This window comes from Aquiflexum gelatinilyticum (assembly GCF_024813435.1).
Taxonomy (GTDB): Bacteria; Bacteroidota; Bacteroidia; order Cytophagales; family Cyclobacteriaceae; genus Cognataquiflexum; species Cognataquiflexum gelatinilyticum.
The window spans coordinates 769,666-786,717 of the sequence record NZ_JANAEZ010000001.1; the positions used below are offsets into that span (position 1 = coordinate 769,666).

The window sequence follows — 17,052 nt, forward strand, 5'->3', positions numbered from 1 at the left end:
CTGATGAAAAAATAAACTCAAGGAAGTCACAGTCTTCTTGCATTGAATGTATCCCCCAAGCTTACGTCGCCTGTATCAAATCCAAGTTTAAACCATCTTGCCCTTTGTTCGGAAGTTCCATGGGTAAATGAATCAGGGACAATCCTTCCTGTTGCCTGCTTCTGAAGTCTATCGTCACCTACAGAACTAGCGGCATTCAGCGCTTCTTCCAGATCTCCTGGCTCCAGTATTTTTGCTACTTTTTGGGTATGATGTGCCCATATTCCTGCATAAAAATCAGCCTGCAATTCCAACATGACCATCAGTCTGTTAAATTCCGCTTCGGGGAGATTACCACGCTGAGACTGTACACGCTCCAAAGTCCCATCCAATCTTTGGACATGATGGCCTACTTCATGGGCAATAACATATGCTTGGGCAAAATCTCCATGTGCACCCAATTTCTTTCCCATATCCTGAAAAAAGCTGAGGTCGATATATACTTTTTCATCTCCCGGACAGTAAAAAGGCCCGGTAGCAGCTGAAGCATTGCCGCAGGCAGAACTGACCTGACCTGTAAATAATACCAAGCCGGGTTCCCTGTAATCCTCCACCAACCTATGCCACACATCCTCTGTTTCGGCTAGTACCACAGCGGTAAACTCTGCAAGCTGCTCTTCTTCTGCGCTCGGAGCATAGTCAGAGGCGACTTGGGACATTTGTCCCCCTCCTGTAAATTGTGAAATTAACTGTATCGGATTGGTTCCGGTAATCCACATCAGCAAGAAAAAACCACCAACTATTACTATTCCGGCTTTAGAAAACAACAACCTCACCAATGGGGCCAGTAACATCGGATTTATTCCTCCCCCACCTCCGGAAGATTGTCCTCTTCTGTCTTCGACATTGCTGCTCTTACGTCTTCCTTGCCATTTCATATTTTTTTGATTTGATTTTGAATAAAAACCTGAAACAATTTACCCCTTTTGGAAGCAATTATAAAGGTCTTGGAAATAGTTAATGAAAATTGTGGATTTCTAAGGAATCTTTATTTATCGAAGACTTCTTTCAATAAGAAGGAAAGTGGCTTATTTAACTCCCTCCACAAAATACATATCGACCTCCCCTTTGTTTTTGGCCATGATTTTTCCCCGATAGGTGCAATCAAACCTGTCCTTGACAAGTTCATATGTTGTTCCCGAAATGTTGATTTTACCGGGTTTACTACTGCTTTCCATCCGTGAAGCAAGGTTTACAGTATCTCCCCAAATGTCATAGGCGAATTTTTTGAGTCCCACTATTCCCGCGACCACATTTCCCGTGTGGACCCCGATTCGGACTTCAAAAACCGGTTTGTTTTGAGCTATCTTTTTCTGTTTGTAGGCTTCAATAAAATCCTTTATTTCCAAGGCTGCATTGATGACATCGACCGCATGGGAATTATTGGTTACAGGAAGACCACCCACTGCCATGTAAGCATCTCCGATCGTTTTGATTTTCTCAATGGGGTACTTCTGAATAATCCTGTCAAATTCTTTGAAACAATAATCGATCTCTGAAACAAGCTCATCTGCACTCATGTTTTCTGCTATGATCGAAAACCCGACAAAATCAGTGAATAGCACGCTGACACTTTCAAATTTTTTGGCTTGTGCGGTCCCATTTTCCTTGAGTTCCCGGGCTATGTCCAAAGGCAGAATGTTCAACAGCAATTCATCTGTTTTCTCTTTTTCAGATTGGAGGTCTATTGTCCTTTCATTGACTTTATATTCTAGGTTGGCATTATATTCTTCCAGCCTTTTTTCATTGATCCTGAGATTTTCTTCGACAGCTTTCCTTACTTCTACTTCTTGTTTCAATTCCCTGTTGAGTCGGGTAGTCTGATCCAAAAGCATGGCATTTTGTAGTGAAATAGCTGTTTGGGTTGCCATCACCTGAAGGATTTCGATTCTTTCTTTGGTAAATGCTCCGGACAGCAGCCTGTTTTCCAGATATAGGTATGCAAATCCTTCACCTGCATGCTTCAAAGGCAGGCAAACGACAGATTTGATTTTATTCCTCAAAATATATTCGTCATTTGAGTAAGGCAGTCTTGAACTAGCATCCTCCAAGACGAGGGTCTCCCCTGTCCTCATGACAAAATTGACTACCGAATGGCTTATTTCATCAAACGTATCAAAAGAAATATCCTGCAAAACCTGTATTTCATTGTTTGAAATATCCAAAGATGCTTTGATGACTTTTCTGTCCTTTTCACGGGTGACCAAAAATGCCCTTTCAGCTCCTGCATTTTCGGTTACAAGTTTCATCAGTCCAGTAAGGATGTTTTCCAATACCATTTCTCCTGAAATAAGATTAATGGTCTTTAAGATGGTATCCAAGTCGAGGTTATTGGATTTGAGTCCGATTTCTTCAAGCGAAATAAAACCTGAATATTCCTCTTTCATCTGCTCCAGCTTTCCTTTAGCACCCCATTTTGCATAGGCCTTGTAGGCATTGGAAAAATAGAATTGGGCGGCCTCGGGTTGGTTTTGTGATTTGAAAAACAATCCTGCCCTCTCCCAAATTAAGGCCTCTTCATGGATATACTTGTTGAGGCGCGCATACCTGATAGCATAGGTATAGGCTTTGACTGCTGTGTCAAAGTTATTTTTCAGGTTTTCGTACTCTGCATTCATCAATTCATACCTGTGCCGGTAATTGACCTCTGAATATTTCAACAAACCTTTGATCAATTTGATGTTTTTCCTGCAGATTTTGAGTAATTTTTTACGTTCTTCCGATTCTTTGGAAGCATAAATGGGAGTAATGCAGAGATTTTCATAGAAATAAAACAACATCTCTGTCACTGAACCTTTGACCGGAATCAGGTATTCTTTTTCCTTGCAACAGAATTTCCAAGCGGCCTCATTTTGGTTATAGACCATTGCCAGAAATTTTTTCTGGGCATACAGGTTATGGAAATAAAGTCCAAAAGCCGGTTCATTAGGAAAATCTATTTTTTGCTCATCAAAAATTTCGCCAGCCAAGACCTCGAAGTCTCTTACTCCATCCACCAGACCCAAAGTGGATTGCCTGAACAGGTCAATCCGTTTGATCTGCATGATTTGATTGAGAGGGGCTACTTGCATGCTGAGGAGTTCTCCTCTTTTGAGGACTTTGTCGACAGGCTCACCTCCGTAAAAATTCCAATAAATGATCAGCTGCCCAATGATAGAGGTAAATTCAAAATCTCCGGTTTCAAGACCTTTTTTCAAAGCCTCCTCCAGATCAGGAATTGTGCCTGCCAAATGCGTCAGCCATTGGGAAATAAACATGACATAGACCTGCTTGAGGGATACAAACTGATCTTCGTTATTGAGAATTTCGCCAAGTCGGTTACCAAGCTGACCCATTTTGAGTCCCTTCTCCATTTTACCCATAAAGGCAATATTGATATAGCCAAAAACCACAAATGCAAAGGGAGTCTTTGGACCCAAACCAAATTTGAGTGTAAGCCGAATTAACTCGAACATGATAAGTGGTACCATATTGGGCTCTAAAAAGTATGCTGCCAAAGACATATGGTGCATGATGGACATGCTGATGATCAGCTTCTCATCTTCAATTTTGGGCAGTTTTTCGATGGCATCTTCCTTAAAAAAAGCCAAGCGCGAATTGGTCATCAGGTATCCAAAAAGCACATCAAGCTGAGTTGGGTGAAGTTTTAAATGGATATTGGCAAAATGAAGTGCTTCAAGTCCGATTTCAATGACCCGCTTTTGATCATTTTCAACATTTGCATTTTGGATTTTGAGTTCAGCCAAGCGTAGCTTGTCCAAAATATCCGTCGCATTGGCATCAAGGAGGAGTGTAAATTCTTTGAATCGGTCCCGCTTGTTGGATTGGTTGGCAGCGATGGCGGCATTCAAATACAGGTTGTAAGTAAATTTTTTATCTTTTTCCCAAGCATCTGCGGGAAGAAACTGGATGGCATTTTCAAAGTACTGGATTGCTAGCAAATAAGCGGTGGCACTTTGTGACCGCTGACCGGCGATGATATTGAGCTCGCAAAGTTTCTTAGATTCCAAAGGGTCCGAGACCAGATCCTTTGCAAAGTTGAACTGGTTTACAATATCAAATATGCTTTCCCTCAGGTCTTCCTCATGCGTATTTTCTAAAAGAAGTCTGCCAATCTTGAGGTGGTATTCCTGCCTGCCAAGGTCATCATTCAATGAATAAAAAGCTTGCTGAACCCTGTCATGAACAAAATAAAGGTTACCATCACGGCTTTCTATGATCAAGTCAAGATCAAGTGCAGGTTTTAGTGCTTGGTAGACATTGTATTTGCCCTCTCGGGTGATGATCGCCAATTCTCCCAAGCCAAATTTATTCCCGATACAGGAAGCAAGTTTTAAGACATTTATACATGCTGTGGGTAATTTATTGATGGTTTCCAAAAAGAGATTGACAATATCCCCTTCGACATTATACCCCATCAATTCATCCGCATCCCATTTCCAACTCCCTTCAGCACTGTCAAAATGAAGCATTTCATTTTTGTAAACGGCTCTCAAAAACTGGTTTACAAACAATGCGTTTCCTGCGGATTTTTTATCTACGATCTTCACCAATTCATCCAAAGGGCTTTTGGATTTTCCCAAAGTATTGGAAATAAGCCTCTGTATGTCCTCATACTGAAGATTTTCCAGATAGATTTCTTCGGGTTGGATTCCAAGTTCTTCGATTTCCATTTTGAATTGAAGAAATAAATGGCCCGTAGTGATTTCATTATCCCGGTAAGCCCCGATGATCAAGATGTTTTTTAGGTCTTTGTTGGTGAGGATATTCCGGATGAGATTAAGAGATGAAAGATCACACCACTGAAGGTCATCAATGAAAATAACGAGGGGTTTGCTCGAATCTGAAAAAGCCTGAAAGAAATTGTTAAGGGCATAGTTAAATCTCAATTGTGCCTCCACACCGTTGAGTACTGGCAATTCGGGCTCATTTTCAAGGAGTTTTTCAAGCCCCGGAATGATGTCGAACAAAACCCTCCCTATAGGATGGAGCAATCTATGAAGCTCATGCTTCCAATGTCCAAGGTCTTTTTCATTCAATAGCAAAATCTGACTTACGAGCCTTCCCAAAGCCTGGGAAAAAGCAGAATAAGGCACATCTGTTCTCAATTGGTCAAATTTACCGGAAATGAAAAATCCTCCGTCTTTGATTACAGGCCTATAAAGTTGGTCTACCAAAACTGACTTCCCCACTCCGGAATTCCCAAAGACAAGCATGAGGATTTTTTCATCTTCCAAAACCCGTTGGAATGCATCTTTCAGCTGAAGAATTTGATTTTCTCTGCCATATAGCTCATCTGAGAATCTGAGCACGCCTGAAGAATCATTGGTTCCAAGTTCAAAGTTGGGTGCAATTCCCTTTCTTTGAAGACCATTCAAGATCAATTCCAGATCATACAAAACACCTGCTGCAGACTGATATCTTGTCTGAATATCTTTTTCAAGCATTTTCAGGATCAGGTCTGAAATGATTTTTGGGATATCTGCCATATCTGCGGGACTTCTTGGAGTCAGGGCGATATGGGCGTGGATTTTGGAGGAACCTTCCTTCGATCCAAATGGAAGCTTTGAGGTAAACAACCAATAAAAAACAACCCCTAATGAATAGATATCTGTATAATAACCGATGTCGGTACTGATTCTACCTGTCTGTTCGGGCGCTATAAAATCATAGTCTGCCTCCGAAAAAATCAACCTACTCTGTACCCCTATTTTTCTCTGAATCCTGGTAGCTAATCCTAAACTGATAAAGAAAATCTTGTTTGTCCCCGATTCAATAAGGATATGCTCGGGATTAAGGTTCAAATGAACAATTTCTTGACGGTGAACTTCGGCAAGTCTTTTGGTGATGGCAATACAGATTTTTAATTTATCGATAACGCTTAGCGAATTCGAATTATGCTCCTTAAGATTTTGTCCTTTTATAAACTGTAATTTTAGATGGGATTCTGCATTACTGTTTTCAATTGCCAGAACCTTTCTGAATCCTTCTATTGACTCGTCTACAAAAGAGGCTTCATTTCCTGATTTTAGAGAATCTATTTGGGATAAGGAAGTAAGGGAAGCTTTTTTGATGACAAAATTTTGCTCAAAAAACGATTCTGACCTCAGAATAGAATGAATTTTTCCTGCATACAAAACATGCCACTCCATTTAGGATAAATTTTTGATGGTAATTTGAAAAGAAATTATTTTCAAGGAAATCGGGTAATTATCTTCAAAAGGCATCAATAGGTTTTGTCTTAAATATAATACATTTTTTAATATCCAAACTACCTAATAATATTTTGTTTTCAAGAAACTTTACCTTATTTTTAATTACTTTCAGATGGTTTCATTTCACAGTTTTATTGAAATTTCAATTACAAAACTCTTAAATTTTATGTCAGATCTACTTTCAGGTAAAAAATTAGGGCATGAATATGTGACTGCTGACGAAGACAGCATTGCCGCTCAGATGGTCAACGAATTTGAAGCCCAAGTCACCAGAATGTATAAGGACAAAAAAATGCTGCGACAAGTCCATACCAAAATGCATGGATGTGTAAAAGCTACATTTAAGGTAGAGAAAGACCTGCCTGAAGAATTGAAAGTTGGAGTATTTAAGCATGAAAAAGAATACCAAGCATGGGTTAGATTTTCTAATGGCAACACCCAAACACAAAAAGACAAGAAAAAAGATATCAGAGGTGCCGCCATCAAACTGATGGGAGTGACGGGAGAAAAGATCCTAAACGATGCCCATTTTCAGGAAACTCAGGATTTTTTGCTGATGAGCAGCGAGACTTTTTTTGCAAAAACCATCAAAGAACTTAACACCCTATTAGCTGCTATCACCTCAGCGAGTAAAATCAAGTCATTGTTTTACTTTCTAAATCCCTTTCATTTACCTACCCTTATGCGGATAAAGAAAAGTATGGTAGCCTGCGACAATCCGCTCAGCATTCCTTATTGGAGTACACAGCCTTACCAGTTTGGGACAGTGGATAGGGCTGTAAAATACCACCTCAGACCCTCTCCAAGCAATATTATTGTGGTAGAAAACACCAAGGATTATGATTACCTGCGTTACAATCTAGCACAAACTCTATACAGCAATGAAGCCAAATTTGACTTTTTTGTCCAATTCCAAACTGATGCGGAAGCCATGCCGATCGAAGATCCGACCGTGGTATGGACATCGCAATATATCAAAGTAGCTTCCCTTACTATCCATCCACAGACTTTTGATTCCAATGCACGGATGGAGTTTGGGGACAACCTTTCTTTCAACCCATGGCATTCATTGCCCGAGCACCGACCGTTGGGAAGTTTCAACAGGGTAAGAAAAAGGGTGTATGAAGTCATGTCCAAATTCCGTCACGACAAAAACAAATTGCCTGTTCTTGAACCCAAACACTCTCATGATTTTTATTCAGACCTTAATAAGTTAAACGAAAAAGTAACCATTGTCCAGAAGGTTCCAAGCAAAAAAATACTTCAGACATCCGCAGAAGTGATCGTCAACTGCAACAAAGAAAAAGCCTATAAGTATGTATCAAGTGTCAAGGAACTTCCCAATTGGCTTTTGAAAACAGGGCCCATATATGGCGTCATCAATGTGACCACACTGAGAGGAAATTGGGAATACGTAGGAGACAACAGGAGAATCGAAAGAGGTGATTCTGCCAAGCTGGTGGAGGAATTAATCACAGTGTGCAAATATTCCCATTATGCGTACCAGACCACAGACTTCAGTGACATTTTCAAGCGCCTGACCAATAAAACCTACGGACAGATGTGGTTCGATACCATAGATGACCAAACAAGGCTGCGGTGGGTATATACATTCACTTACAAAAATATTTTTGCCAAACTGTTTCTAATGCTTTTCATTCCTCTATTTCTCAAAAAATACCTCCAAAACGGCTTGAACAATGCAAAGGCTTATTTGGAGGATTGATTTTTTGAAAGATTATTTTGATTATAGGTCCGATGAAATGAGGTGAAGTGTCTCTGTCGGTAGAGATTCCTCACTTTCGCAGGCTGCGGTTAAGATTGATGGATAAACAACCGCCATTACCCTATCTGAGCAATTTCTAATTGCTGTACACTCCAAATACTTCAAATTCAACCCAAAGTTTAAAATCCCCATTAAATCGTAGCCAAATACCTAAGTGTGCTAATAGAAGGAAAGAAGAAATATCCACCGCCTTTGACAGTAATGAATCTTGGCAGGTCGGAGATGGTCCGGTTGACAGGACAATCTTGGATAGTAAAATTCTGTTTTTCTCCAGGTTCGGGATTTTCTTTAACTCCAATGATCGGATCGGGATCATTATAGAGTTCTTTGACTTTGGGGAGCTTTCCCCAAGTATATTGGAGAAACTCAAACTGCCGGCTGATGTCTGCATTGAAGCAGGCAAACAGCAATCCGACTTCTCCTTTCGGGTTTTTATTGGTAGGAGAACCTTCAAAAACATGTCCATAAAGCCTTGCCCTTCTGATAATCCTATGCTGTTTGCTTAGCTTGAGCGATTCCTTTACACCATGGTCATCCACGCTGTCTCGGGGATTGGAACGCCGAAGATGGGAACCGAAGGGACATTTCAATCCGTCAGGATCAAATTTGGAATAGCCAAAATCATTGATATCACTGATGACTCCGGGGTCTTTATCAGGAAAAAGTGTGATTGGCGCCCCACTTTGCCATCTTCCCACAATTTTTGCCCCCAACTTTAGACTTTCTTCCACATTGATAGTACCATCAGGATGCTTTGTCTTTTCATTCATAAAGGTCCAAAAACCATTCACATCCTGTTCAAGCTGTCGCATTACTAGAAAAGACCCGTTTCGTCCAATATCCTTCAATCCGCTTCCTCCTGCATCGGATGCAAGGAAGTTGAGGTTTCCCTGATCTTTGACGACTAGCGGGGTGTCGGGATACACACCAAATTCATTTTGATAGCCAAAGAGAAACTCACCTGCCTTTACCACATCATCTTTGGAACCTACCCTTCCCGAACCTTCTATGATCGGTTGCGAAATCCCATCCCTAAACCCAAAATGCTCCTTGTTTTCCGGCTGTGTAACCCCATCTATAAAAAACAGTTCCTTCAAACCATTTTCTTCAAATTGTGATTCTAACTCCTTGTAATAATCAAGGCAGACAATTTTATCTTTTTCAATGTCATCAACACTTCCTTTGTCATTACCAAAAATCATCAAACAAAGGTGAATGGTTTTATCTTCTTGGTCGGTTATTTCTGGGTTTTGGGTTTTTATATTTTCATTTCCCCAATTCCACATGATAGGATCACTGTTACCTGAATCACCCAAAAGCCTTGTCCTGTGGGGGGTGATCATTCCCTGACGGAATTCCCTTGAAAAGGCATTAAGGTTTTCCTCATACATCCCAAGAGCTCCAAGACCATTGTGTGTAAAAGCTATGTTCAAATGGGTGCTTGAAATCTTGGATTTGTCATGGACATGGACTGCAGTAGTCATGGATGCCCAAGATTTGGCAAGCCATTTTTTGGCAGCCTTGCGGTTTGTAATTTTGATGTACACAAATCGCGAATACATCATATGTGCATAACCGCGGATGATATAGCCTTGAATATCTTCTAGTTCTAATTTTGTCATAAGAATATCAAATGAGTTTGAGGAATTTGGCAGCCTTTCGTTCTGAAAGGGATTTCATGAGCTGTACCCTGATTTTAGTATTGTTATTGACATTTTTGATCGAAAGATCCGGATAGGCAGAATACCAGACATTGGTAATCAGTTCTGAATTCCTGCTCCAAGCCAGGAAATGTTCCTCATCATAAGCCCCTCCAGTCAATAAAAAATTGGTTTTCGGAAATACCTTGGTGTTGGAAAAAATCCCGGTCAGACCCCACCCGCTATTGTCGATAAAGTCCCCAAGATATTGCTGCCAGCTTCCGTCAAAATTGCTGAAAAACAAAACCCTTGAGTTGTCTTCAAACATCACCCATTTGGCAAAATGGATGGTAGGGATCCCCATCAGTTTTCCTTGGACAAAGACAAATTTTATCAACCCTTTTGACAGGGCAAACATAGCCTTGATGGTAATCAGCCTTACTTTTCCTTCCTTCATGTCCACGAGTTGGGTAAACTGATTTTGGTTTTTCCAGTCCTCATATTTTTCAAGTTCGTCCAAATAGGCACTGTCCAGTCCACTCCTCTTTTTGGTGAAGTTCACATCTTTCCTTTCATAGAAAAAATGGACAATAAGCAGCCAAACGATAATCAAAGGAAGTAATACAATCAGAACCAAACCGAGAAAAACAAGTCCAAGCCAATTGATCCCGGGCATTTTGGTTTTTTTTCGGAGAAATAAAAACTCCTCTTTTTTGAGCACTTCCTCTTTGATTTTTTTGTGGATGGTATGCGCTGAAACATCCTTCCAATCCCTGGAATCAAGGTAATTCCTGATAAAATTCCTTAGGTTATTTTCGTCCTTAATCTGTTGCACTGTCCTTCCGGGGGCTCCGATATAAACGGCCGCGTCTTTTACCACATTATTTTTAAGGAATGAAAACCTACTTTCCGGAGTCCTTTTTTCTCCCTCAGGAAATCCTTCACAAAATCCATAAACCTTGTCCAAGATATCCGAGGTATCTGAGCAAAAGCTCTTTAAAAAAACATCCACATCTCCATCAAAATCCACCACAAAAACTAGTTTGGGAATCCGTGGAGTGAGATCATCGATCCATGATTTGCCATAGTCGATGACTACCCATCGTGCATAATGGATAACATTCAGTTTTTCAAATTCGGGTGGATTTCCAAGATCAAGATCGGTTTTTATCCCGTCAAGCAATTTCAATAAGAGTTCTATCTTATCTTTTTTAACAGGGACAATGGTGGTGATGGAGTTTTGCCTCATAAAGTATGTTTTAATTTATGATTGTATTTTTTCTCAAAAAATCCCTCGTATGGTCTGCACCTGAGCGGATCAGCCTATCCATATCATGCAGGGAAAGATTGAAATCTGTGGAAGGAATCCCCAATCCGTCAATCCTGACAGACCGGTTTCCTTCGGCCGTTTCAAACCCGATATCGATGTTTTGGACATTCAGTAGTGTTTCAAACAACTGCTTTAGAAAATTCAAGGGGTGGGAAAAACGTAGGTCAACTTCTTTGTCGCTTGATTTGTCATGCAGGTACAGCCCGATAGCTTCCTCACATATGAAATCCGGGGAAGGAGCAAATCGTTCATTGTCAAAAAATCCCAAAGGATAATTGAAAGCAATGCCGCCGTCAACGAAAATATGGTCATTAGGATTGGAATCCCTAAACTTCCATGCCCTGAAAAACATAGGAATGGACATCGAAGCACGGATTGCTTCTGCGACAACCACCTCAGGGGTTTTAAGGAAAGAAAATTCCTGAATCGTATGGAGGTTGAGGTCGCAGGCAAAAACATAAAGTTCTTTGCAGCCTGCCTCCTTCATCTGACGGAAGGTAACATTGGGAGGAAGGTTTTTTGGAGATCCAACAAGATAAGAATGGATAAAATCCAAAATATATTTTCCTGAGTAAAGCCCATAAAATTTGAAAATCCGAAGCGGGTTCCAACCTATTTTAAATTTCTTAAGGTCAAAATGGTGCTTGAGCAAATTTTCAACCTGATCAACTGAATAGCCTGCACAAATCATCCCTGCCAACAAAGACCCAACCGATGTCCCTGCTACCCTCTCGATTCCCGAAAGCAGGCCGGCACGATCCATTTCCCTTAGGGCTCCTACATAAGCGATTCCTTTGACTCCACCACCTTTGAGGGCAAGATTTTTGATTTTCATAGGCTAAAACATCTTAAAATCTTTATCTTTTACTTATAAAAATGTACTTTGAATATAGAATAAAAATTTGAATAATCAGGTTTTCGGGTGAGATGTGATAAATTGTTTGGGGATTTTTCAAAAAATTCTTTTTAAAATTCCAAAAAGAAAAAATAATTCAAATTGCTGAAAATGAAAAACAATAGAATTATCCCTCTGTTTAAGCGGTGAAGATTTCAATATTGTAAGCCTCCGATTGGAACTCCAAAAACCTGTCCTCTTGACACCCTCGGTCTCCGATCAAGAAAATTGCCATATATCCTGTTCTCCTGCAACTTATCGAAGATAATAAATTCAAGAGATTTTGAAGATAATATGCTGTTCATTTATTACCTTAAACTTATGGATAAAATCAGGTTATGGTTGATAGCTAGGTACAGGCTCATTGTTTCAAGCATCGCTTTTATACCGGGAATCATCAGTATATTATTTTTGGTTTTTGCAATCTTACTCTTAATAGTTGAATTTTCGGAAGCAGGTCGTCAGCTAAAAACCGATCTTCCTTGGTTGACATTAAAAGATCCTTCTACGGCGAGAAGCATATTGGGTACCATAGCCGGAGGGGTGATTTCGCTTACGGTTTTCAGTTTTTCTATGGTGATGATCGTACTCAATCAAGCGGCCTCACAAATGAGCAACCGGGTATTGGACAAGCTCATCGGCAACCGATTTCAGCAAACTGTTCTCGGGGTCTATATAGGTACGATAGTCTATTCCTTCTTCCTTTTCAGTACTATCAGGGACACAGGAGGGTCATTCCAGATTCCATCAATAAGCATTATTACTCTTACTGCAATCACCGTTTTTGACATTTTCCTGTTCATTTATTTCTTACATTTTATTACCCAATCGGTCAAATATGATGTAGTGATTTCGCGCATTGAATCTGCAACTTTTGACGGGCTAAAGGAATTCTGCATAGAAATGGTTGAGGAAGATAAAAAAATTGGATTTTCAGCTTTATCGGTAATCAAAACTTCCAAATCAGGAATATTTGAAGGTTTTGACACCAAAGAAATCATGGATTTTTGTAAAGAAAATGCGTGCAGTCTATCAGCTATCTATCCTATGGGTACTTTTGTCCTCCGGGGGCAGCCAATCCTCCTCTGTAGCCGCGTTTTGGCAGAATCCAAAACGGAAGATGCACAGGAAGGGGTCATTCTGAGCCAACAGGAATCCGTAAGCCGCAATTACGAATATGGATTGAGACAGCTTTCAGAAATCGCAATCAAAGCCCTCAGTCCAGGAATCAATGACCCGGGAACTGCCATCATCAGTCTTAGGGCTTTGTTTAATTTGCTGGGTTACCGTGCCAAACATTTCCCTCCTTCTGCCTTGAGTCGGAATGATATTCCTCATATGGTTTATCGCAAGGAACTGAGCTTTGATGAGCTCTTTGCAAGGGTGATCTTCCCGATTTGGGATTATGGCAAAGAAGACCGGATGCTCCAACAGGAATTCAAACTCCTTCTTGGGCAATTGTCAACCATTCTTTCAAGTGCTCCATTGTATAAACTTTTGAAATCGGTAGAGGAGGAAATAGATCAGGGAGATTTATCCTAATGCAGGGGATCAATTTACCAACTTAAAATCAACATCTTTTCACCAAAAAAACAATTCTAATCAGGTATACTTAATACTCAGGTATTGATGGTGCTTCTTTATTTTTTGATAAAAAACCCTTCCAAAACCACTGTTTAACCAAGGTTTTGAAAGGGGATCTATGTAAGCACGAATGGTTAGGAAGGGCTCTAAAACCCTAAAAGAGGAATTGATAGATAATGTTTGTTTACTTAATTTTTCATGTCTTTCCACTCGGTTTTAGTCAGAGATTCTTCGGTCGTTCCTCCCTCAGAATGACGGGTACGTCGCGCTTCTTACATCTCGCTTCTCAAAGTTTACTTCACATCCTTCATCAATTCCTCCACGGCTTTTTCCAACTGTTGGTCTTTGCCTTTGTCGATTTGTCCCGGCATGTTTTTGACTTGGAACTGCGGCTTGGTTTCGTTGTTTTCCATCCAATTGCCTGATTTGTCTTTGGCAGAAATCGGAACCATTCCCCATCTGCCGCCATCCGGCAACATTTCCCAACCTGCAAAAGAACAGGTTCCCGGAGTAGGCATTCCGACGGTTTTGCCGATTTTCAAATCGGTATAACCACAGGCAAAGCAATGTCCATCGGAATAATTGCTTTCATTGAACATCGCCAAGGTGGGTTTGGTCCAACGGAATGTTGGTTCATAACCTACTTCCCTGTTTTCAGTGGCATAGGTGATGAATTTTTCTCCGGTAAAGAACATGGCCAAATCCGCCACCAAATCTCCCCCACCATTGAATCTTGTATCCACGATGACTCCTTTTCGGTCATGGTATTTGCCCATCATTTCTTCGTAGGTGGTTCTGTATGGCCCATCTGACATTCCGGGAATATGGACATAGCCCAAAGTCCCGTTGCTCAACCTGTCCACTTCTTCCTGGTTTTTCTTTACCCATCGCTTGTATAGCAATTGGTTCTCCTCACCCAAACTGATCGGCTTCACAGTGACCTGTCGACGGGTATTTGTCTTTGGGTCCAATACTTCGATCAAAGTGAATTTGCCGGATTTTCTGTTGAGGTATTGGGCAATGTCCTTGTCCAAGGCAATGGTCTCACCATCAATTTTCTCGATGACCATGCCGCTTTGGATGTTCATGCCGGATTTGTCCAAAGGTCCGCCCTTGAGCACTTCAACGATTTTGATTCCGGGATTTTTGAAAGAATAGTCCATAAAAATCCCCAAAGATGCCGTCGCATCAGCCTGAGGTATGCTTCGGCTATACCGCGCTCCGGCATGCGAGACATTCAGTTCGCCGATCAACTCTGAAACCATCTCGGCAAACTCATAGCTGTTTCCGATATAAGGAAGGTATTTTTCATATTGGGCAGTCAAGGCATCCCAATCCACCCCATGGAAATCCGGGGTGTAGAAAGCTCCTTTTGTGCGAATTTTGATATGCTCAAACATCTCTGCACGCTCCGCATCGGTATCCAAGGTCATTTCCCCGGCGATTTTGATCTGCTCTCTTTTGGTGCCTTTGTCGGTAATTTTGGAGATGCTACCATCCGCAAGGAGGTACAGGTTTTTCATGTCTTTGTCCCATTCCAACCTGCCAAATCCCGCATCAAGTTTCAATTCCATCTTGGTATCTCTTGTGCGCAGATCGGTACTCCAAAGGTTCATCCCTTTTTCAAAACGGGCTAGATAAAATAGTTTCTCACCCTCTTTATCAATGACCGCATCACCCAAAGAAGACGAATGGATTGTCAATTTGGCTTTCCTTTCCCTCAGATCTTCCCAATCAATTTTGATGTCTTCCACTTTGGGAGTTTCCTTTTTCTCGTCCTTCTTTTCCTCTTTCCCAGCTTTCTCAATTTCTTTTAACAGGTCAAATTCTTCTTTGTTCAAACGGAATCTGTCGTAAGCTTCCTTAGTCAGGAAAAGGGTATAGACGTCGTTTTGAGCAGCACCACTCGTTGAAAAGCTCTTCAAACCGTCCCTGTTACTGAACCAGATCAACTGCTTTCCGCCATTGACCCACTTGGGTCTGCTGTCACCATAACCGCTTTGGGTCAGGTTTTCCATGGCTTTTTTGCCTGAGGCATCCAAAAGCACCACTTCACCATTGGCCATGGTGGGATTGAATTCTGCTAAAAGCCACTTGTTGTCAGGACTCCAGGTAAAATATTGGTCACCGTCTCCCATATGGTAAAGCTGCTCCGGAGTCATCAAGGTCACAGAGGTTTTCGTAGCCATGTCCATGACTTTCAACGTTCTTCTTCCTTCTACAAAAGCCAATTTTTTGCCGTCAGGTGAAAGGACAGGCTGGTAATTGTCAACTTCTGAACTCACTAAAACTTCCTCTTTCAATAAGGTACTTGCGAAAAAGAACATCTCCTCCTTCTCTCTTATCTTTTTGGTTTGGAAAATCTGCCATCTTCCATCCCTTTCACTTGCATAGAGGATTGATTTGCCATCCGGTGCAAACTGTACAAAACGCTCCTGTTGCGGTGTATTAGTAATTCTTTTGGTCAGAGAACCATCTACAGAAGTCACAAAAACCTCTCCTCGAGAGATAAAGGCGATTTCTTTTCCGTCAGGTGAAATAGACATTTCCCTTACGCCGCCATTGATACTGATGTAGCTGTCAGCATTCGAAATACGTTGGGTGGTAATGGAAACAGCCACTATTTTAGGTTGCTCTCCTTCTTTCAAAGTGTAGAGTTCTCCGTCATAAGAAAAACTCATCAGACCAGTTTTGGAAATACTCAGGAACCTGACAGGAAAATCCTTTAGGCTGGTCAAAACAGTTTTTTGGGTGGGATTGTCCAAACTCATTTTTTGGACATTGAAGCTTCCCTTCTCTTCTGTGAGGTAATAGACTGCTTTTTCTCCCGGAGCGAAAACAGGATTTCTGTCCTCTCCTCCAAAATCAGTAATCATTTTGTGGGTATTGCTTGCAGCGTCATACATCCAAATATCTCTGGTGATGGCTGATTGGTGTCTTTTGCGCCATTCGTTTTCACCTCCTTTTTTGTCATGGTAGATCATCTTGCTGCCATCGGCGCTGACCTGCACATATTCTGAAGGAATGGTCCACACCTGATCCACCCTTCCGCCTCCGACAGCTACCTGATAGAGTTCTGCCTGCGAACCTGTAGGATATTGTCTGTGTTCAGCAAGGTCCTGACGCAAACCTCCAAAGATTACATTCTTGTCATCAGCGGAAAAAGTATAGGGCATCTCATCATTGGAATGGTAGGTCAGACGCTTCGCATCTCCTCCTGTAGAACTCATAACATAGACATCAAAATTACCATACCGATCCGACGCAAAAGCGATCTTGCTGCCGTCTTTGCTCCAAACAGGCATAAAATCATGCGCTTCATGGAAAGTCAACTGGATTGCTTTACCTCCCGAGGAAGGAATGCTGTATAAGTCGCCTTTGTAAGTAAAAACAATCTGTGAACCGTCCGGAGAAATGGAAGGATAACGCAGCCATTTTGGAGATTCTTGAGCTATTATTTGAAATGAAAGGGAGAGCAAGAAAATGCTCATCCAAGTGAATTTTCCTTGCATGATTTGGACAAATTATTAAACTAGCGCTAAAAATAGAAAAAAGGCTACTAC

The 17,052-nt window shown here is 41.2% G+C and carries 8 protein-coding genes; 2 read left to right on the forward strand and 6 right to left on the reverse strand.

Features of this window, described 5'->3' with window-relative positions; genetic code table 11:
* Positions 1 to 26: 26 nt before the first annotated feature.
* Both ypfJ and NK987_RS03275 read right to left on the reverse strand, forming a co-directional pair.
* Positions 27 to 917, reverse strand: a complete 891-nt coding sequence (gene ypfJ, locus NK987_RS03270) for a KPN_02809 family neutral zinc metallopeptidase (protein ID WP_259262688.1) — start codon at positions 915 to 917, stop codon at positions 27 to 29.
* 150 nt (positions 918 to 1,067) lie between these two features.
* The gene (locus NK987_RS03275) at positions 1,068 to 6,191 is read right to left on the reverse strand and encodes an adenylate/guanylate cyclase domain-containing protein (protein WP_259262689.1); all 5,124 of its coding nucleotides are present in this window, start codon (positions 6,189 to 6,191) and stop codon (positions 1,068 to 1,070) included.
* Positions 6,192 to 6,420: 229 nt separating this feature from the next.
* Here NK987_RS03275 and NK987_RS03280 point away from each other — a divergent pair, with 229 nt between their 5' ends.
* Complete coding sequence (locus tag NK987_RS03280) at positions 6,421 to 7,980, forward strand: SRPBCC family protein (RefSeq protein ID WP_259262690.1); 1,560 nt, start codon at positions 6,421 to 6,423, stop codon at positions 7,978 to 7,980.
* A 191-nt stretch (positions 7,981 to 8,171) separates the two neighbouring features.
* Here NK987_RS03280 and NK987_RS03285 read toward each other — a convergent pair whose 3' ends face one another.
* Genes NK987_RS03285 through NK987_RS03295 form a run of 3 tightly spaced genes read right to left on the reverse strand, consistent with a single transcriptional unit; the run spans position 8,172 to position 11,845 of the window.
* Entirely contained in the window at positions 8,172 to 9,662 is a 1,491-nt protein-coding gene (locus tag NK987_RS03285) for a Dyp-type peroxidase (RefSeq protein ID WP_259262691.1), read from the reverse strand.
* 7 nt (positions 9,663 to 9,669) lie between these two features.
* Positions 9,670 to 10,929: a hypothetical protein gene (locus NK987_RS03290; protein WP_259262692.1), complete on the reverse strand. Its 1,260-nt coding sequence runs from the start codon at positions 10,927 to 10,929 to the stop codon at positions 9,670 to 9,672.
* 10 nt (positions 10,930 to 10,939) lie between these two features.
* Positions 10,940 to 11,845: a patatin-like phospholipase family protein gene (locus NK987_RS03295; RefSeq protein WP_258421805.1), complete on the reverse strand. Its 906-nt coding sequence runs from the start codon at positions 11,843 to 11,845 to the stop codon at positions 10,940 to 10,942.
* Between the two features lie 381 nt (positions 11,846 to 12,226).
* On the opposite strand from NK987_RS03295, the gene NK987_RS03300 reads away from it, so the two are divergent.
* Positions 12,227 to 13,447: a DUF2254 domain-containing protein gene (locus tag NK987_RS03300; protein WP_259262693.1), complete on the forward strand. Its 1,221-nt coding sequence runs from the start codon at positions 12,227 to 12,229 to the stop codon at positions 13,445 to 13,447.
* A gap of 335 nt (positions 13,448 to 13,782) precedes the next feature.
* On the opposite strand, the gene NK987_RS03305 is transcribed toward NK987_RS03300, so the two are convergent.
* Positions 13,783 to 17,001 (reverse strand): S41 family peptidase, encoded by a 3,219-nt coding sequence (locus NK987_RS03305; protein WP_259262694.1) that lies wholly within the window; start codon positions 16,999 to 17,001, stop codon positions 13,783 to 13,785.
* Between the last annotated feature and the right edge of the window lie 51 nt (positions 17,002 to 17,052).